This window comes from Cytobacillus sp. GQ23, from assembly GCF_059758675.1.
Window position 1 is genome coordinate 1 of the sequence record NZ_JCAXER010000018.1, and the last position, 17,875, is coordinate 17,875.

The 17,875-nt window shown below is 40.6% G+C and carries 19 protein-coding genes and 1 pseudogene; 10 read left to right on the forward strand and 10 right to left on the reverse strand.

Translation table 11 applies throughout. From position 1 onward, the window contains the following. Positions 1 to 57: 57 nt before the first annotated feature. Positions 58 to 1,116, reverse strand: coding sequence for a sulfite oxidase (locus AC6CHU_RS15695; RefSeq protein ID WP_498122259.1), 1,059 nt, complete (start codon positions 1,114 to 1,116; stop codon positions 58 to 60). A gap of 434 nt (positions 1,117 to 1,550) precedes the next feature. Here AC6CHU_RS15695 and AC6CHU_RS15700 point away from each other — a divergent pair, with 434 nt between their 5' ends. Then, the gene (locus AC6CHU_RS15700) at positions 1,551 to 2,300 is read left to right on the forward strand and encodes a YqjF family protein (protein WP_251284914.1); all 750 of its coding nucleotides are present in this window, start codon (positions 1,551 to 1,553) and stop codon (positions 2,298 to 2,300) included. A gap of 8 nt (positions 2,301 to 2,308) precedes the next feature. On the opposite strand, the gene AC6CHU_RS15705 is transcribed toward AC6CHU_RS15700, so the two are convergent. Then, entirely contained in the window at positions 2,309 to 2,446 is a 138-nt protein-coding gene (locus AC6CHU_RS15705; RefSeq protein ID WP_201306625.1) for a hypothetical protein, read from the reverse strand. Between the two features lie 89 nt (positions 2,447 to 2,535). Here AC6CHU_RS15705 and AC6CHU_RS15710 point away from each other — a divergent pair, with 89 nt between their 5' ends. Then, a complete protein-coding gene (locus AC6CHU_RS15710; RefSeq protein ID WP_159871353.1) occupies positions 2,536 to 2,718 on the forward strand; it encodes a cold-inducible protein YdjO-related protein in 183 nt (60 codons plus the stop codon). Positions 2,719 to 2,770: 52 nt separating this feature from the next. Here AC6CHU_RS15710 and AC6CHU_RS15715 read toward each other — a convergent pair whose 3' ends face one another. Then, a complete protein-coding gene (locus AC6CHU_RS15715; protein WP_159871310.1) occupies positions 2,771 to 3,013 on the reverse strand; it encodes a transcriptional regulator SplA domain-containing protein in 243 nt (80 codons plus the stop codon). Between the two features lie 17 nt (positions 3,014 to 3,030). After that, positions 3,031 to 3,219, reverse strand: a complete 189-nt coding sequence (locus AC6CHU_RS15720) for a hypothetical protein (RefSeq protein WP_498122262.1) — start codon at positions 3,217 to 3,219, stop codon at positions 3,031 to 3,033. Positions 3,220 to 3,341: 122 nt separating this feature from the next. Between AC6CHU_RS15720 and AC6CHU_RS15725 the strand changes: the two genes are divergently transcribed. Next, positions 3,342 to 4,610 carry an erythromycin esterase family protein gene (locus AC6CHU_RS15725; protein ID WP_159871314.1) on the forward strand — a complete coding sequence of 423 codons (1,269 nt, stop codon included), beginning with the start codon at positions 3,342 to 3,344 and terminating at the stop codon, positions 4,608 to 4,610. A 53-nt stretch (positions 4,611 to 4,663) separates the two neighbouring features. Here AC6CHU_RS15725 and pepF read toward each other — a convergent pair whose 3' ends face one another. Then, the gene (pepF, locus tag AC6CHU_RS15730; protein WP_498122264.1) at positions 4,664 to 6,478 is read right to left on the reverse strand and encodes an oligoendopeptidase F; all 1,815 of its coding nucleotides are present in this window, start codon (positions 6,476 to 6,478) and stop codon (positions 4,664 to 4,666) included. Between the two features lie 174 nt (positions 6,479 to 6,652). Then, a complete protein-coding gene (gene yhfH, locus AC6CHU_RS15735; protein ID WP_159871356.1) occupies positions 6,653 to 6,787 on the reverse strand; it encodes a protein YhfH in 135 nt (44 codons plus the stop codon). A gap of 275 nt (positions 6,788 to 7,062) precedes the next feature. On the opposite strand from yhfH, the pseudogene AC6CHU_RS15740 reads away from it, so the two are divergent. After that, positions 7,063 to 8,216, forward strand: a pseudogene (locus tag AC6CHU_RS15740) (ATP-binding protein). 253 nt (positions 8,217 to 8,469) lie between these two features. Then, positions 8,470 to 9,393 (forward strand): 3D domain-containing protein, encoded by a 924-nt coding sequence (locus AC6CHU_RS15745; RefSeq protein WP_159871318.1) that lies wholly within the window; start codon positions 8,470 to 8,472, stop codon positions 9,391 to 9,393. Positions 9,394 to 9,965: 572 nt separating this feature from the next. Here AC6CHU_RS15745 and AC6CHU_RS15750 read toward each other — a convergent pair. Next, the gene (locus tag AC6CHU_RS15750) at positions 9,966 to 10,874 is read right to left on the reverse strand and encodes a hypothetical protein (protein ID WP_498122266.1); all 909 of its coding nucleotides are present in this window, start codon (positions 10,872 to 10,874) and stop codon (positions 9,966 to 9,968) included. 258 nt (positions 10,875 to 11,132) lie between these two features. Between AC6CHU_RS15750 and AC6CHU_RS15755 the strand changes: the two genes are divergently transcribed. Further along, the gene (locus AC6CHU_RS15755; protein ID WP_159871322.1) at positions 11,133 to 11,621 is read left to right on the forward strand and encodes a hypothetical protein; all 489 of its coding nucleotides are present in this window, start codon (positions 11,133 to 11,135) and stop codon (positions 11,619 to 11,621) included. 44 nt (positions 11,622 to 11,665) lie between these two features. On the opposite strand, the gene AC6CHU_RS15760 is transcribed toward AC6CHU_RS15755, so the two are convergent. Both AC6CHU_RS15760 and AC6CHU_RS15765 read right to left on the reverse strand, forming a co-directional pair. After that, a complete protein-coding gene (locus AC6CHU_RS15760) occupies positions 11,666 to 12,568 on the reverse strand; it encodes an aldo/keto reductase (RefSeq protein ID WP_251284908.1) in 903 nt (300 codons plus the stop codon). A gap of 111 nt (positions 12,569 to 12,679) precedes the next feature. Further along, positions 12,680 to 13,609: a 3'-5' exonuclease gene (locus tag AC6CHU_RS15765; protein WP_251284907.1), complete on the reverse strand. Its 930-nt coding sequence runs from the start codon at positions 13,607 to 13,609 to the stop codon at positions 12,680 to 12,682. A gap of 241 nt (positions 13,610 to 13,850) precedes the next feature. Between AC6CHU_RS15765 and AC6CHU_RS15770 the strand changes: the two genes are divergently transcribed. The 4 genes from AC6CHU_RS15770 (at position 13,851) to AC6CHU_RS15785 (ending at position 17,648) form a co-directional block, all read left to right on the forward strand. After that, positions 13,851 to 14,432, forward strand: coding sequence for a TerD family protein (locus AC6CHU_RS15770; protein WP_159871328.1), 582 nt, complete (start codon positions 13,851 to 13,853; stop codon positions 14,430 to 14,432). Between the two features lie 115 nt (positions 14,433 to 14,547). After that, complete coding sequence (locus AC6CHU_RS15775) at positions 14,548 to 15,126, forward strand: TerD family protein (protein ID WP_159871330.1); 579 nt, start codon at positions 14,548 to 14,550, stop codon at positions 15,124 to 15,126. A 356-nt stretch (positions 15,127 to 15,482) separates the two neighbouring features. Further along, positions 15,483 to 16,169: a hypothetical protein gene (locus AC6CHU_RS15780; protein WP_159871332.1), complete on the forward strand. Its 687-nt coding sequence runs from the start codon at positions 15,483 to 15,485 to the stop codon at positions 16,167 to 16,169. A 216-nt stretch (positions 16,170 to 16,385) separates the two neighbouring features. Continuing rightward, entirely contained in the window at positions 16,386 to 17,648 is a 1,263-nt protein-coding gene (locus AC6CHU_RS15785; protein ID WP_251284906.1) for a glycoside hydrolase family 18 protein, read from the forward strand. Positions 17,649 to 17,655: 7 nt separating this feature from the next. Here AC6CHU_RS15785 and AC6CHU_RS15790 read toward each other — a convergent pair whose 3' ends face one another. Beyond that, positions 17,656 to 17,829 (reverse strand): hypothetical protein, encoded by a 174-nt coding sequence (locus AC6CHU_RS15790; protein WP_201306626.1) that lies wholly within the window; start codon positions 17,827 to 17,829, stop codon positions 17,656 to 17,658. Between the last annotated feature and the right edge of the window lie 46 nt (positions 17,830 to 17,875).

The window sequence follows — 17,875 nt, forward strand, 5'->3', positions numbered from 1 at the left end:
GAAGATGTAAAACATCTTCTCTTTTTGTATATATGGGATTTTGTATAGAAAAACGGATTATTTCACTTGAACTTTTATTTTTTGAACACCATTATATCCATATCCCATTCTGTTCCAGTAAGGATTTTTGGGCTGAATATTCCCCTCTGAATCAGCGGCCCGCACAAGAATAGTATATGCACCTTTATTTGCCTCCCAATTAAAATACCACCTCACCCAGGAATATTTTTCGTTTTCTCTGTATTTAAGCGTCGCTTTTCTCCATGTTTCCCCGTGATCAAAGCTTATTGCCACTTCAGTAATTGTGCCAGTTCCAGTCCAGGCAATACCTTTTATATCATGCAATCCTTCATCAACAATGGAATAATCCAAGGGATACTGAATTGTGCTGTTAACATTTATGGCGGTAACAGGCTTTTTATCAAAGTCATTATCTTTATTAGGATAGTAAACGTAATCTTTTGTTTGAAAAGGGCCATTAAATGTATGCTGAATAATAAAAATATTACTGAGCCACTTAACGGAAGCCATTCCGTACCATTGAGGGATGATTAGCCTAAAAGGAAAACCATGCTTATAAGGTATGTGCTTGCCGTTATATTCATAAGCTACGAGCGTATCTTCATGAAGTGCCTTTTCAATTGGTAAGCTTCTTGCATAGTAAAAGGAATCTTTAAAATCTTTTCGCACACCGAAATCCTTTCCCACAAATACAGCTTCTTTACTCCCATCCAAAAGTCCCGCTTTATCCAGCAGCTCTTTCAAAGGCACTCCTTTCCATTTCCCCTGACTGACTGCTCCTTCTTCCCATTGCTCACCAAAAACCTTTGGCTTAAATTTCGCTCTATTATTGCCGGCACATTCCAGCGTGACCAACATTTCTTTGGAAGGAAAGCGGGTAAGTTCATGAAATGATATTACCATCGGTTTCTGAACGTTCCCGGTAATGGACAAAGCTGCATTCTGAGCATTAACTAGCGGGTATGGAAAATGGTTTCTTAGATAGAAGTAATCCTGAGGGGTTTTCCAATTCTCCAGAAAATGAATGGGAGACTCCTGATTTTCCGGAGACAGACTGAGCGTTCTCAGATAGGGTACTGCTAGATGCCTATTCATGACCATCACCTCTCTTAATAAATACAAGGCAATGCAAAAGCTTAGAACTATAGACTATTTGAAATGCATTTATACCTCCTGAGTTTAATGCCTGCATTTTGAAGGAATAATCGTTAATAAAAAAGGCTGTTTTCGAAAAGATTGTTGCCTTTTCATAATCTAGTTTAATATGCTGAGTTGATCTTCGCTGGGGTACTTGATCCTCGAAAATGCTGACGCATTTTCTTCGTGCGGTGTCTATTCGAGGAAGCTCATTCAATGTCCTGAGGGAGGAGAGGGAAGTGTGAGACCCCGCAGGCGAAACCGAGGAGGCTCGCATACCTCCCCGCGGGTCCACTGCGTGCCTTTCGCTGCAATCAACGGGCAGAATTTATAATCAAAAAACATCAATGTTTTAGAAAAGAGCCATAAAAAAGATGAAAGGCGGTAAAAGCATGAAGGAAGAATTACAGATAACAGGGCATAGACCATTTCCGCTGCCTGATAAACCCTGGGTGATGGAGCAAATATGGAATGATGTCCTGTTTGCTCATTGGCCTGTGCCTGCAAAAATAATGAAAAAACACATTCCTTCTCAGCTAACGTTAGATACATTTAACGGACATGCCTGGATCGGAATAGTTCCTTTCTGGATAAGCAGAATGAGAGTCCGCGGCTTGCCGCCGCTGCCAATGATGAAAACAATGAATGAATTAAATGTAAGAACTTATGTAGAGTATGGGGGAAGGAAAGGGGTGTATTTTTTCAGTTTGGATGCCGACAATTTTTTAGCTGTAGCAGGAGCCAGAATGCTGTATTTCCTTCCCTATATGAATGCCGAAATGCAAGTTGATCAGGAAGAGGGGATTATTAAGTATGAGAGCATGCGGAAAAGTGCACATCAAGAGAGAGGACAATTCAAAGCTCACTCTAAGCCGGAATCCAGCCCATTTAATTCACAGCCGGGGTCCCTTGATGAATGGCTGACTGAAAGGTATTGCCTATGGGTAACAAAAAGTGAAAAGGTTTATCGCGGGGATATCCACCATACCAAATGGCAGCTTCATAAAGTATCTGTTTCGATACACGAAAATACGATGACATCATTTTTGCCTGACAAGTACTTAAAGGGGGAACCAGTTTTACACTATTCTCCTCAAAAGCATGCCTATTTTTGGCCACTAATAAGGGAGGCAGCCCCCTAAATTATGTTTCATTTCTTTAAATAATTTTCTGCCAGTCTTCTTTTTACCTCGTTATAAGATAATCCAGACTGGCTATTCAGCCTTTTTACCTCATCAATATCAGTTCCTGCGACAGTAAGGTTCTTTTTCTTCTGTTGGATGACCATAAAAAATCCTCCTCTTTATATTTGTTTTTAACATTTTCAATAATTTTCCCGATTCTTGTCCATACTAAGAAAAAAAGGGGGCGTTTCCAATTTTTTTCAATAAAAAAGGCCAAGATGATAAGCCAGAGGTTGTAATGCTCGACACAGAGGTGTTTTCCTGTAACAGCTGCAATGGCTGGATGAGAAAAGATTTTGCCTCTTCCGATTTAAGATGTCCATTATGCGGTGATGAAACAACTGCCGAAATGAGGGAATTACCGCAAATCTTATAATCAGCATATAAAGAAAGACTGTTGTTGCATAACAGTCTTTCTTTATTGGGCTTCAGTAATCTCCATATAATTCCTGAAATGCCTCTTCTGCATCCTTCTCAGAAGTAAACAGAGCATCATCTTCTTCTATTAAATGGAACGACTCATTAAGAAAGAGGGCTACTGCATTAGGATCCTTTGGATGAGGAACAATTTCAGCAGGCCTTACGTTTGCTACACTGGGAGTGTGAGGATTATGGTAAATGACATAAACCTCATCTCCTGCTTTTACTTCTTTAGGATCTATAGTTTCCATTTGTTTTCACTCCCCATTTATAGGTTTTCATTTTGCTGGCCGATTTCTTTTGCCCCCAAAATAGCATTTGCCGTCTCCAATTGTTCATGTCTATTTACAGAGTCCCCGACTGTATTTTTCAGATTTGGAAATTTGCCGTCATTTTCAATGGTAACCATATTTTCCTTCGGCGCAGATGTGAGGTATTTTTCATCCATTTTTTTCATATTTCCCTAACCCCTTCTTATAAATATTCGAACAGCTTTCTTTAAAGTTTTCTCTCAGCAGTGAGCTAATATTCAGCCATATAATCCTAATTCAATGGGCAAGGCTATATTGAGGTGAAAAAATGAATGCTAATCAAAAGGTGATCTCAGCTATTCAGTCGGAAGCTGGCTCTCTTAGTGATCCATCCTGGTTTGAGCGCATTATTGAAGCGGCCGGGAATGCGAAATTTGTTTTATTGGGAGAATCTTCCCACGGAACATCAGAATTTTATACGATAAGAGCTGAGATATCCAAGAGGCTGATTGAAAATAAAGGGTTTAATTGTATCGCAGTAGAAGGGGACTGGCCTTCCTGCTTTACTGTTAACAGGTATGTTAAAGGCTACGCACCTATGAACCCGCTTGATGCACTGAAAGATTTTAACAGGTGGCCGACATGGATGTGGGCCAATGAGGAAATAAAACAGCTGATAACCTGGATGCATGATTATAACCAGGACCTTAAAGATCAGAGCCAAATGGCAGGTTTTTATGGCATCGACATATATAGCTTATGGGAATCTATGGATGAGATCATAAAACTTTTGGAGTCGAAGGGGGCTGCCGAACTGGAAGCTGCTAAAAAGGCATTTGCCTGCTTCGAGCCATTTCACAGGAAGCCGGAAAATTATGCAGTAGCAGCAGAATTTTATGGAGATGCATGCGAAAAAGAGTTGGCCGACCTCTTGCTGAAAATAAAAAATAAGTGGGAGGAAACCAGCCATTTTGAAGAGGAATCACTGAACCTATTGGTAAATAGCCTTGTTGCCCTGAATGCAGAAAACTATTATCGCGCAATGGTAAAAGGCGGTCCTGATGATTGGAATATCAGAGATCATCACATGGTAAATGCATTGGAGGAAGTGTCGCAGTTTTACGGAGAAAATGCAAAGGTTATCGTTTGGGAACACAACACTCATATTGGTGATGCAAGGGCAACAGATATGAAAGAGGCAGGGCTTGTTAATGTTGGGCAGATCCTCCGTGAAAAATATGGGGAAGATCAGGTTTTTGCATTAGGTTTTGGCACTCACTCCGGCACCGTTATTGCTGCCGAACAATGGGGCAGTGAAATGCAGGTTATGGAGGTCCCGCCTGCACTGGAAGGAAGCTTTGAGGATACTCTTCAAAAGGCTGGTCCTGGTGATAAGGTACTGCTGTTCACCGATGAAAACAAACATTTATTTAAAGATTCTTTCGGACACAGGGCTATCGGAGTTGTATATAATCCTGAATATGAACAGTACGGGAATTATGTTCCCACTAAAATTTCTCAAAGGTATGACGGCTTTGTTTTTTTAGAGAAAACCCATAGCTTAAATCCGCTTAACATCCCTGTCAGATCACAATAAAACAACCAGAGGCTAAATAAAAATCCCCCTCCTTAAATCGGAGGGGGTTCCTGTTAACTATAACTCTTTTCCAATTCGTCCACCAGCGTTCCAACATAGCTAACTGCTTTTCGAATCGGCTCTGGCTTTGACATATCAATGCCCGCACTCTTAAGCTGTTCAAGAGGCTTCTTCGTTCCTCCTGCTTTTAGGACATCAAGCCAGCGCTTTACAGCAGGCTGGCCTTCCTCCTGAATGCTTTGTGCCATAGCTGTTGAAGCAGTCAAACCAGCTGAATAGGTATACGGGTAAAGTCCCATGTAATAATGAGGCTGTCTCATCCAGGTTAAAGCAGCTTTTTCATCCAATTCAACCGAATCTCCCCAGAATGCAGAAAGTGTGTCAAATTTTTGGGCAGAGAGTGTTTTTGCCGTTAAAGGAACACCCTTTTCAGCCAGCTGATATACTCTGCGCTGATACTCTCCTTCGAGAAGATGTGTGACAAAGTTGTGATAATACGTTCCAAGCATCTGCAGAATAACCCAGCGCTTCATTCTTTTATCTTCAGTACCTGCCATTAAATGCTGCCCAAGTAGCATTTCATTTAATGTGGAAGGTGCCTCGACAAAATAAGTTGAAGGACGGGTATTCATTATGCGCTGATATTTATTGGCCAAATAAAAATGACCCGCATGTCCAAGTTCATGAGCCAGAACAAAAGCACCGCGCATCGTGTCCGTCCATGTAATCAGGATGAACGGATGGGATCCGTACGGACTTGAGCAAAATGCGCCAGTTGATTTACCGATGTTATCTGCTAAATCAACCCAGCGTTCAGTCAGACCTTTCTTTATAATATCCGTATATTCCGGGCCCATCACATTGAGAGCTTCCAAAATAACATCGGATGCTTTTTCAAAAGTTATTTCCGGATTGAACTCCGTGTCAAGAGGAGCCTTCAGGTCACAAAATAGCATTTTATCTAATCCCAGGATCCTTTTCTTCAGCTGTGCATATCTGCGCATGTGGGGGGCAAGCTCCTTCTGGATAATATCGAGCTGATTGTTGTACATTTCCTCTGTTACATGCTGAGAATCAAGAAGCATTTCTGTAACTGAGCTGTATTTTCTAAGCCTCGATAATGTTACCTGCTTTTTCACTTCAGCAGAATACGCAGAGGCAAATGTGTTTTTGTAGTTCTCCAATGACTCAGTAAACGAGGCAAAGGCATTGCGTCTGACAGTGGTATCCGGGGAAAACTCATAGCTATCTTCGTACAGAGCAAAAGAGTTTGGCAACTCGTTTCCTTCACTGTCATTAAATGAAGCAAATGGCATGTCAGCAAGTTTTGCAGACTGATAGATATTATAAGGAGCACCAAATACTTCTCCCAATGCAGCCAGGGCTTCTTCCGTTTCCTGAGAAAGCCTGTGCCTCTTTGTTTCCAGTAGTTGAGTCAGCACATTTTTGAACGGTTCCAGGCCGCTTTCTTCGTTAATGTACCTTTCAACTGTACCATCAGGCAGAGACAATAATTCTGAATCAATAAACGAAAGGGCGGAAGCTGCTTTTGCCCTTAAAGAGGCCATCAATGATGAGTTTGCCTGATTGTCCGGATTTGTGCCGTCTTCGGATTGGCGTAAGCTTGCATATGTACCGGCCTGAACAAGACGGATCGAAAGCTTTTCTTGAGCAGAAAGGCAGGCAAGTAATACCTGCGGTCCTTCATGGAATTTTCCTTTGAATTGATCAAAAACTGCAAGATCCTCTTCAATACTTCTGATCTCCTGCTGCCAATCTTCCTCCAATGCAAATAAATCCTCCACGCTCCATTTGCGCTCTTTCGGCACCTCATGACGATTTAATCTCGTTATTGCTGTTTGAACCATGTAATGATCCCTCCTATTTCGATTCTCTAAGTAAAGAGATTATGGAACAATTATACAGGAAGCTCCACTTAATTTATAGACTTTTCAAATAATTTAACGTGTACTGTAACAGCTGGGGGTTGTAAAAATCTCATTAAAAAGAGGAAGGACCTGTGGCCTTCCTCTAATAGTGTGCTATTCCATTTTCTTTGACAAACAGCGATCACATTCCATCAAATATGATTCAGCTTGTTCCTTTACTGTTTGGCCACACTCTGGACATACCTTTTTGGGAAGCGTTCTGAAGAATTCAACCGGACTTTTCATCATCATTATTTCCTCCTTCTTATAATACAGTTTACTTTATTTGCTTCTGTTGTAGTACAGTATATACCAAACTTATATAAAAGTGAAGTGCTTTTGCTAAATTTTTTAAAAATTTCATTAATTATAATTCAAGGTACAAAAGAGGGCTGAAATTTTTTATTAAGCTGTCAGTTTTAACCGAACTGCAGACTTTATTTCTTCCAGCCTCTTCCATGGCATTATTGATTCCATTACAATCATATTGAATAAAGTAAAAATGAGGGGGCTAAAAGCCTGCGATGACTGAGATAATCGAATCTTTTAATCCGATATTAATCTTTGCGGGATTTCTAATTCTAAGCGGCCTCATTTCTTCCGGAGTCCTAGTCACCAAGCGCCTGAAAGTAAGCCGCACCCGCTTGCATGATATTCAGGCTGCACTGGATGAATCTACTATTGTGGCTATTACTGATCCAAAGGGGATTATCACTTATGTGAATGACAAATTTGTTGAAATATCGAAATATGAAGAAGATGAATTGCTGGGAAGGAATCATAATATCTTAAATTCAGGTTATCATCCGCCGGAATTTTTTCGAAACCTATGGAAAACAATTGGCCGTGGCCATGTGTGGAAGGGGGAAATCCGCAATAAAGCAAAGGACGGGTCTTATTACTGGTTCATACAACAATTGTGCCGTTCTTAAACGCAGACGGAAAACCTTATCAATACTTGTCCATAAGAAACGATATAACAGAGAGGAAGAAAACAGAGGAAGTGCTGCATCGGCAGGATAAACTTGCAGCAGTGGGCCAGCTTGCTGCAGGGGTTGCACATGAAATTCGCAATCCGCTGACAACAATGAGAGGATATGCAGAGTTCCTTCAGCTGGATGAAACGAATGAAGAGAGACAGGAATACTTAAGAATCATTTTAGATGAAATTAACCGGGTAAATGATATCGCAGAAGATTTTATGGTTCTTGCTAAGCCGAAAGCGGCAGAACTGGAAGAAAAAGATATTATACATATCTTAAAAAATGTCATTTCTTTATTGGAATTTGAAGCCCGAAACCTCTCGGTGAAGATTCGTTTCGAATTTGTACAGGATATTATCCAAATCGAATGTGACGAAAACCGCCTAAAACAAGTCTTCCATAATTTAATCAAAAATGGAATTGAAGCAATGCCTGAAGGGGGAGAATTAACAATCAGAGCAGCACTCATACATAACGAGGTGCAGATTGCTATACAGGATACAGGTGTGGGAATTCCGCAGGAACAGCTAAAAAGTATAGGCGAACCTTTTTTTACAACAAAAAAAAATGGAAATGGCTTAGGCTTGATGGTCAGCTTTAAAATAATAGAAAGCCATAATGGAAAAGTATTTATCCAGAGCGAATTAAATAAAGGTACGACATTTAATATTGTTTTGCCTGGCAAATCTAAATAGAAATTAATTCCTTTTCTGCTTAAAAATAGACTTTCCTAGCATATGGATAAATTAGTATAACATTGGCTGGAATCCCATTAGATAAGGAAAACCAGCACTTTAGGTTTAATCAGACCCTTCGCTTTGAAATATGTTTGTTATGATGCTGTTATCTCCGTAACAGGATTTTTACCTGTTTGTTCTTTTTTAGTAAAGATTACATGTTATAGTTATCCCCGTTAGCTAAAAACGAGCTATACGGGAGGTTTTACACATGAAAAAATCTATTTTAACTTTTGTAGCCGCTGCAGCAATTACAGGAACAGCAGGTGCAAATGTACAAGCAGAAGAAGTAACAGTAAAAAAAGGCGATACTTTATGGGATTTCTCCCAGTCATATAATGCACCAGTTGAGATGATAAAAGAATGGAACGGGCTGTCTTCAAATATCATCCATCCGGAGGAGGTATTAAATGTATACCCGGAAAAGAAATACATAGTATCAAAAGGTGATACTTTATGGGATATAGCAAGAGAGCACAATATCACAGCTGAGGCAATTAAAGAATGGAACAGCTTGAGCTCTGATTTAATCCGTCCGGACGATGAATTAATTCTTTATCCTGAAGCGAAAGCTGTTAATGCTGCAGCTGCTCCGGCAAAGTCCGATCAGCCTGCAGAAACAGTATCAGCTTCAAACCAAAAGTCTGAACAGCCGGCAGCAAAACAAACTCAGCCAGCCGAAAAGTCAGAACCGGCTCCAGAAGCAAAGCCAAAGGCAGAGTCAAATCCTGAACCAGCACAGCGGGTTGTGGAATCAAAGCCTGCAGCTGAGCCTGCCAAGCCTGCAGCGGAATCCAAACCAGCTGCAGAAAAACCTGCAGAAACTGCAAATGACGAAGCATCTCAAAAAGTGCTGAATATGGAAGCAACAGCCTACACAGCTGATTGTGAAGGCTGCTCAGGCATTACTGCAACAGGGATTAATTTAAAAGAAAATCCTGATCAAAAAGTAATCTCCGTAGATCCGGATGTGATACCGCTCGGAACTAAAGTCCATGTTGAAGGGTATGGTAATGCTGTCGCAGGAGACACAGGCGGAGCGATTAAAGGCAACAAGATTGATATCTTTATGCCATCTCAGGAAGATGCCATCAATTTTGGCAGAAAAACAGTTAAAGTTACAATTCTTGATTAATACTGGGAAAGCCGAATGCCTCAGTTTAGACAAGAAGGCACTATTCAATTAACCTGGTTCTCCACTTTGAGAGAAAACAAGATAGATAGTCAAAAGACAGACCAATCAGCAATTAATCGGTCTGTCTTTTTTGCTGTAAAGAACCGCTACAGGGTGTAATACTAAGTCCCTGTGCTAACTAGCGTATTTAAAGCTCTCTAAAATAATCCAAGATCATTTTGTTTCGGGCTAGTGCCGGATTTGATTAAAATGATAAAGGCTGATGATGAGGGTTTGTATTAGTGATGGTGGAGATATAGGCAGTGGTACAGCTAATATTGTCAACCATGTGTAAATGTTGGGAAGGCAACACATACAATCATAGAAGAATTAAAGAACAACAATTTACTAGAGGGAGTGAACATAACTTACTTAAATCCTGAAGACGAGGAGTACATCACCTTAAATCCATAAAGAGCCGATTTCAACCTAATGTAAAAGAGCATTGAGACATCCCAATGCTCTTATTTACTGTGTTATTTAAATTAACCTGCCTCCAACAGGAGAATCCTTTATTATCACAGTCTCTTTCTTTACTCTTTATTTTTGCCTTCCTTTGCCTTTTCTTCCTGATTGACAAAGAAGGTGTGGACCGGTTTTGCCAGCTGTTTTAAGCTTTTTTCAAAGCGTTCAGAAAGGTGGGAGGCCCGCTCATAAACAATTGACTTTAAATGATCTAATTGCCTGCTGATTTTTTCGGTGTTTGCCTCCTGGCTGTGCAAGCGTTCCATTATCGACCTGCTGGCCTGTTCCTGTTCGAGAAGCTTCATATTTAATTCTTCTTTCAATTGCTCCTGCGACTTAAGCTTTTTCTCAGCTTCCTCTGAAAAGGATGCGAACTGCTGGTCTAAACGTTCCATTACTGTATTGTGGAATACTTCCTGGACATCAAGGCTTTTGCTTAATTCTGCTTTCATTTCTTCCTGAGCTTTAAAATTTGATACGGCTTCTTCAGAAAATGCCTCGAACTTATCAAATTTACGGGAAAGTGCCTGTGTTGCCGCTTCCTGACAGGAAATTTGTTCAAGTATCTCCTGTTTTAACGGCTCTTCATTTTCAATAATTTCGAGAATTTCCTTATTTATTCCCTCCAAGGCAGCAAGTCTGTTATACAATAAATCATTTTCCTTTTCACGCTCATGCAGCATTTCCAGAAAACTGGCCAAAAAAGAATCCTGCTTTTCAAGCTTAGCTGATAGATGCCCAATATGATTACTGTGTTTGCCAGCAGCACTTTTTACAAGCCTTTTCATATCAAAGAACGAATCTTCAAGCTGAGTCTTCATCTCTTCATAGGTATCAGATAATCGGGTGTTTACCGTCTGCTGCTCTTTTATTATCTCCTGGAGGAAGTTGAGACGGTAAGTACCCTGATTAGTGTCAGGATGTGAATCGCTCAGAAAAAGCTTAGGCTTTACATCCCCATTTGATTTTTGTGACATAGGAACACTCCTCAGTTTTATATTTTTAATAGCCTATGCCAGAACTTTTTTTGACGGATGGGCACTCTCCCATAAAAGCCTAAACATTTTTCAGTTCTACACAGCATAATTCATAAAAACATTTCGAAAACCATAATTAAAAGGGTTGAAAAAAATCAAAAAAATATGTAAATTATTAATTGCCAGTTAATTGGCAATGTAATTACATATGAAGTCAATCAAAACTACCTCTGAACAATCGAAGGAGAGGACAAAAGCATGAAGAAATTATCTTTCTTGCTTTCAGCAGCTGTACTGACACTAATGCTGGGAGCATGCTCAAACGAAGAAGCTTCTAAAGTGGAAGAAAATGAAAAGGAGGCAGCTGAAGCGACAGAATCTGCTGAAGAATCCAAAGAAGTGCGCTCGGCTCTGCTGAACTATCAGGGAGAAGTGACAAAAATAATCCGAAGCACAGATGCCAACTTAACTGCTGAAGGTCAGGATCCGGCTGAAGCAGCTGCAGCATTCGAAAAGGAAGCGAAAGCCGTGTCTGTACCGGAGGAAATAACAGACTATACTAAGGATATTGAAGCCGCGATTGATAGCTTATCCCAATACTATGCTAAAAAAGCCGAGCTTGTAAAAGCAGGCTCAAAAGATATGGCGGAAGCAGAGCCATTTAAAGAAGAATATATCAATGCCATGACTAAAGTTTTTGAAGAGGTAGAATTATCTCCTCCTGCTTTTAAAAGTGTTTTTCAGTAATATGTAAAAAACAGCCCATTTAATAAATTGGGCTGTTTTCTTTATTAAGGGACATCATGCCCCAGTGAACTTTGATAAATTTCGAACCACTGATCCCGGTTAAGGTTATAAGATAATGCACCCACAGCACGTTCAATTCTTTCGATCCTGCTGGAACCAACAATCGGCATGATTCGGGCAGGGTGATTTAAGAGCCATGCAAATAACACTTGGTCAATATCAATTGCCCCGATGTCTTCAGCGACTTTAAGCAATGCGTTTCTTAGACGCACTGGTTTTTCTCCGGTACCGCTGAAGACTTCTCCGCCAGCCAAAGGAGACCAGGCCATCGGAGCAATTCTTTTCTCTTGGCACAAATTTAATGTGCCATCCTCGAAATTCTCCAGCTGATAGGCAGACAGCTCAATTTGATTAGTAATCAGATCCATGTCAAGATATGACTGAAGCATTGTAAATTGATGGCTTTTAAAATTCGAAACACCAAAATGCCTTACCTTGCCGGCTGTCTTTAGGGATGAAAATGCATCAGCCACTTCTTCCGGATCCATAAAAGGGTCAGGACGATGGATGAGCAGGGTATCTATGTAATCTGTTTTCAAATTTTGCAATGATCTCTCGACAGAAGCAATAATATGTTCTTTCCCGGTATTGTAATGATGGGATTTATGCTCTGGCCGGTTTGGTGACTCCAGCACAATCCCGCATTTCGTAACAATTTCTATTTTTTCACGGAGTTCCGGTTTTTTCGCCAGAGCCCTTCCAAACAGGCTTTCACAGGTATAGCTTCCATAAATATCAGCATGATCGAATGTCGTTATGCCGAGCTCCAGACAATGCTCTATTAATGTAATTAACTCTTCATCTAAAAATTTCCAGTCAGCCAGTCTCCAAAGTCCATGGACAATTCTTGAAAACGACAGGTCCTCTGCCATCTGCACTCTATCCAAACGTATCATCTCCCCGTGTTTAGTATTGTCATTATCTCTGAAATTGTTGAGAATACCAAGCAAAACGTTGGCAAAACACAAAAAAGAGGCAACTGTTATGTCACCTCCAAGTTAAACGCATATTTTCTCCAGCGGGTTAACCATTTGCTCATGCAGTATCATTATTTTTGATGTGTAAGAACAATGTTCCCTGTAGGCGGTCTGAAGTTCCTTATAAAAGTTGATTAATTCTTCAACAGCGGCTATCAGTTCACCCTCAAAAATGCCAGACCGATTTATCAGGATATTCTCATATTTTTCAACAAGCTTCTTAGTTCTTTTTATTAATTTCCAGGCATCTTTCATGCGCAAAGTATCATTTATACTGGAGTAGAATCCAGCCAGATCTTCATGAAGTACATGCTTAATTTCCTGGTTGAGTTTGTCATCAGGAGGGAGTTCTCCCTCTTGTAAGATAAATTGCTCCACCATAATTAAATCTGTTTTTACCAATTTCTCTTTGAATGACTGATAAATCCTCAGCGTATTATAAGCATCATACATAGGATGGTGGGGCTCACCAATAAAAGAGAGTCCATAGAATGACAAAGCTTTTTCAACAGAAGCTGAAGTACGGGAAGCTCTTTTTGTAAAAACAGCTTGAAAATCAACGTATCTATTAGTAATTTTTTCAATCGTTGTCTGGGGAAGATTATGCCTTAAAGCATCAGCTTTCAATCTTAAGATATCACTGGATGACCACGAGTAGAATTTAGCTTTTATCACTCCGCCGACCCAAAAAAGAAAATCTTTAAACACCTCAGGAAAGGTATCCGCAAATTCCAGGTCAGAGTCAGATATACCGGTTAATTCTTTACAGAAAGAACTTAAAGGCGAGGTCTGCTGCGGGCGAATGAATCTGTCAAATTCACTGACCCTGCCTGATGCAACATCCACTTTTACAGCACCAAGACGAATGGCCTCCATATCTTCAAACATCATGCCATTTTTGCTGCATAGCATTTCAAAATCAAAGAAAATCAGCTGCCTTAGCTCGGCCATACGCCATCACCCTTTCTATACCTGACTTCCCAACAAGACATTATAAAGAATAAGGGGTAAAAAAGGAAGGCACAGAATTATCCATCGACCTATGTGATAAAAAGAACTTTTTCCCAGCTCAGGCAGCAAATCGGTTTACGATTTCATTTGAAACGTTTACACTTAAGGTGTACATAGTTTTCAGCCGCAGCGTTGAGTGGGGCTGCTTATAAAATTTTGAATTTGAAAGGATGGATGAACATTGGGTATTTCATTATCGAAAGGGCAAAAAATCGATTTAACGAAAACGAATCCCGGGTTGTCTAAGGTAATCGTTGGACTTGGCTGGGATACGAATAAATATGATGGCGGCTTGGACTTTGACCTTGATGCCAGTGTTTTCTTATTAGATGCGAATGGCAAATGCGCATCAGATAAGGATTTTATTTTCTACAACCAGCTTGAAGGCGGCAATGGCTCAGTCGTACATACTGGAGACAACAGAACAGGTGAGGGAGACGGCGATGACGAGCAGGTCAAAGTTAATCTTAGCGCTGTTCCTGCTTCCATTGAGAAGATTTCTTTCGTTATTACTATCCATGATGGCGAAGGCCGCGGCCAAAACTTTGGACAGGTTTCCAACGCATTTGCGCGAATCATTAACGAAGAAACTAATGAAGAGTTAATCCGCTATGATCTGGGCGAAGATTTCTCTATCGAAACTGCCATTGTTGTAGGTGAATTATACCGTCATAATGGAGAATGGAAATTCTCTGCTGTCGGTTCAGGCTACCAGGGCGGACTTGCCCGCATCGCAACCGACTTCGGTTTGCAGGTAGGTTAAGACCTTTTTTTGCCAGGCAGAGCATCAGCTTTTCCTGGCTTTCTCATTAGATGAGCTTATTTATGCAGATGATCTGTCATCAAAAACAGATTTGGGTTATGAAGGAGTGAATATCTTGGGTATTCAATTATCAAAAGGGCAAAGAATTGATCTGACTAAAACGAATCCCGGCCTGACAAAAGCTATAATCGGCCTGGGCTGGGACACAAACAAATATAGCGGAGGCCATGATTTTGACCTTGACGCATCAGCATTTCTGGCTGATGAAAACAGTAAATGTACAAATGATCATGATTTTATTTTCTACAATAATCTGCAGCATCCAAGCGGGGCAGTAATTCACACAGGTGACAACCGTACAGGTGAAGGGGACGGTGATGATGAGCAGCTTGTTGTTGATTTTACTAAAATACCATCACACGTCCATCGCATTGGCATAACGGTTACAATCCATGATGCAGAACTAAGGCAGCAAAATTTCGGCCAGGTTTCCAATGCATTTGTTCGATTAGTGGATGAATCCAATGATCAGGAGCTGCTTCGCTTTGATCTTGGAGAAGATTTTTCAATTGAAACAGCGGTTGTTTTCTGTGAGCTATACCGCCATGGAAACGACTGGAAGTTCAATGCCATTGGCAGCGGATTCTCAGGTGGTTTGGCAGCTCTTTGCCGCAATTACGGGCTGCAGGTTTAATTTATAGGGATTTCGCAGGTTTTTTACTTGGTTAACTGTATGTAGCGGTAAAGGTGAGACCCGCGCATGCGCAGCGTTGATGATGTTTTTCGCCCATCCGAGCGAATGCGCATTTATTCAGCAAAAAGGAAATTAGCAGTTTCAGCATGAAGTGGAAATCAACAGGCTGCATTTAGAGGCGAAAAAAAACAGCCTTTGCGAAACGAACAATTTATTTTATTTCAAGCACCCGACATATCGGGTGCTTTTTTAGTGAAGTCTCTCAGCAAATTCTATTGGATATTAATGCCACACTTGAAAAAACGGCAATCGGGAAAAATAGGTTTGAGAAAAACCTTGAGAGGAAGGTATGCAGTATGTCACTAGAATGGTTTGACAGGGTAAGCGGTGAACTGCAGGATCATCTTGAATCAATTTGCAGTAAATATGATCAGATTGGCCATATGTCGGTTGACCGGGGTGCCAAGCATCCCAGAATGGAATTTTTTATTGAAACCGAGGACAATGACAGAGAGTATTTTTGCACACTTTTCTTTGATCCGCATAATGAGGAATTTTATGTAGAAGACTTTGACTTTGAACTTGGCCATACCTCTAAAACAATGCTTTTTGACATTGAAGATATCATCGATACCGTTCACGAAAGTCTTCATGACTACATGAATGGCACAGAAGATGAAGAATTTGGGTTTGAGGAGAATGAAGAAATTTATGTCGAGGAAGACGATGATATCGTTATCGCCGATGAATATGATTTCGGAGATGAAGGAGATATCTTCGAGGAAGTAGACGTAGAGTGGGAAACTCCTGAAGTTACTGCCTTTTTCAAGGAAGACGAAGTAGAGGTATCCTATCAGTTTGGAGTGGTCCAGGAAACAGGTGATGGCGTCCTGCGCAGAGTTAATCGCATTTGGACTGATGATGAGGATATGATAAAGGATGAAGATCACTTTATCTTCAGCAAAGAAGAGGCGAGCACAATCATTGCAATGATTGCCAGCCACATGGATTCACTCGGCGGGCATGAAGCAGATTATCTGTAATTTAAAAATATGTAAAAGTGGCTGTCAAGAATCCTTGAAGCCACTTTTTTGCGAGTGGGCACTTGCCAAAGCACGTAAACAGCAATCCCTCATTACCAAAACACCCCGGTTCACCAGGGTATATAAACACTTTGAGAATGCTTATTGGTCACTTAGTACTATTTAGGCCTGCCTCTCCCATAAACTAACTTAAAAGCAAGTGAAGTGAGGTGCATTATGGGGATTCACATCGTTCAGGCAGGCGATAGTCTTTGGAGCATATCTCAAAGGTTTAATATTCCTATCCTAAACATAATAGAGGCAAACGGCCTTGAAAGTGCACCTGCCATCATTCCTGGTTTAGCTCTATATATACCGGAGAATGAACCTGTTATCCGATCGTATCTGGTAAAGCAGGGTGACACACTTTGGACCATTTCCCAGCGTTTCCAGAGCTCAATTAATGCAATTCTGTCAGCAAACCCGGGAATTAGGCCAGAAAGACTGTATATCGGTCAGAAATTAAACATCCCATCATTACGCAAGTTAGCTATGAGAACGCTGGGTTTCATTGTCCCTTATTCCCCTGAAACCTTTTTACCCGCTTTCAGGGAAACAGCAAAGCATTTAACCTACATTGCCATTTCCTCTTATTCGCTGACAAAAGAAGGGTATGCCTACATCGAGCTGGACGATACAGCCATATTGGCAGAAAGCAGGCGTTTGAATGTCATCCCTTTGCTGATGATCCGAAATCTTGCCGAAGGAGACTTTAACGCTGAATTAATCGGTGGAGTACTCGAAAGGCCAGCTTATAGAAGGAACTTGATCTTAAGCCTGATGAATTTTGTCAGCCAAAAAGGGTACGGAGGCATCAGTCTCGATTTTGAATTTATCCCTCCGCAAAGGCGCCAGGATTTCAATTTATTCATAAAGGAACTAAAAAATGCCTTAGGACAAAAAATTCTTCATGTCAATGTTCATGCCAAGACGGAGGATATTCCGGGAAACCGGATAATAGGGGCATATGATTATAAAGCCATTGGAGAAGGTGCAGATATTGTTGCGGTCATGACCATGGATTACGGTTATCCTACAGGTCCTCCCAATCCAATCGCTCCATTATGGTGGGTCGAGGAGGTTATAAAATATTCGGCCACACAAATTGATACGAAAAAACTGCAAATTGCTTTGCCGTTATATGGCTATGACTGGAGAACAGCGGATAATCAAACCCGCTCGTTTTCCATGCAGGGCATTCAAAATTTGGCTTTAAGCAGAGGTGCAATTATTCAATACGATGGGTATGCAGCATCCCCATGGTTCAGGTACTGGAATGGAGCAGAAGAACATGTTGTCTGGTTCGAGGATATCCGCAGCATAACTGAAAAATATAAATTAATTGACCAGTATAATCTATTAGGGATGACATACTGGCAATTGAGCTTGCGTTTTCCGCAAAACTGGGCATTTATGGAGAGAAATTTTACAATTCTATAGCCTATTTCTAAAGTATTTCTTTCATTTCTTCTTCGAAATAAAACATTTTCGGATTTTCTTTAATTGTATATGTGTATTTCTTCATTTTCGCCACATAACATGTTTTGTTGATTGTCACTTTTTCTCCTGTATCAACCAGAATCACTACATCATTATGATCAAATTTATTTCTGCGCTTCACGCTGATCCCTCTTTCGTTCATTCGATTAGGTGTTATTTTCATTATC

Excerpts from the sequence above, each read along its gene's own strand:
- AC6CHU_RS15695 (WP_498122259.1), bottom strand. The coding sequence starts at position 1,116 with ATGAATAGGCATCTAGCAGTACCCTATCTGAGAACGCTCAGTCTGTCT.
- AC6CHU_RS15700 (WP_251284914.1), top strand. The coding sequence starts at position 1,551 with ATGAAGGAAGAATTACAGATAACAGGGCATAGACCATTTCCGCTGCCT.
- AC6CHU_RS15705 (WP_201306625.1), bottom strand. The coding sequence starts at position 2,446 with ATGGTCATCCAACAGAAGAAAAAGAACCTTACTGTCGCAGGAACTGAT.
- AC6CHU_RS15715 (WP_159871310.1), bottom strand. The coding sequence starts at position 3,013 with ATGGAAACTATAGATCCTAAAGAAGTAAAAGCAGGAGATGAGGTTTAT.
- AC6CHU_RS15720 (WP_498122262.1), bottom strand. The coding sequence starts at position 3,219 with ATGAAAAAAATGGATGAAAAATACCTCACATCTGCGCCGAAGGAAAAT.
- AC6CHU_RS15725 (WP_159871314.1), top strand. The coding sequence starts at position 3,342 with ATGAATGCTAATCAAAAGGTGATCTCAGCTATTCAGTCGGAAGCTGGC.
- pepF (WP_498122264.1), bottom strand. The coding sequence starts at position 6,478 with ATGGTTCAAACAGCAATAACGAGATTAAATCGTCATGAGGTGCCGAAA.
- yhfH (WP_159871356.1), bottom strand. The coding sequence starts at position 6,787 with ATGATGAAAAGTCCGGTTGAATTCTTCAGAACGCTTCCCAAAAAGGTA.
- AC6CHU_RS15745 (WP_159871318.1), top strand. The coding sequence starts at position 8,470 with ATGAAAAAATCTATTTTAACTTTTGTAGCCGCTGCAGCAATTACAGGA.
- AC6CHU_RS15750 (WP_498122266.1), bottom strand. The coding sequence starts at position 10,874 with ATGTCACAAAAATCAAATGGGGATGTAAAGCCTAAGCTTTTTCTGAGC.
- AC6CHU_RS15755 (WP_159871322.1), top strand. The coding sequence starts at position 11,133 with ATGAAGAAATTATCTTTCTTGCTTTCAGCAGCTGTACTGACACTAATG.
- AC6CHU_RS15765 (WP_251284907.1), bottom strand. The coding sequence starts at position 13,609 with ATGGCCGAGCTAAGGCAGCTGATTTTCTTTGATTTTGAAATGCTATGC.
- AC6CHU_RS15780 (WP_159871332.1), top strand. The coding sequence starts at position 15,483 with ATGTCACTAGAATGGTTTGACAGGGTAAGCGGTGAACTGCAGGATCAT.
- AC6CHU_RS15785 (WP_251284906.1), top strand. The coding sequence starts at position 16,386 with ATGGGGATTCACATCGTTCAGGCAGGCGATAGTCTTTGGAGCATATCT.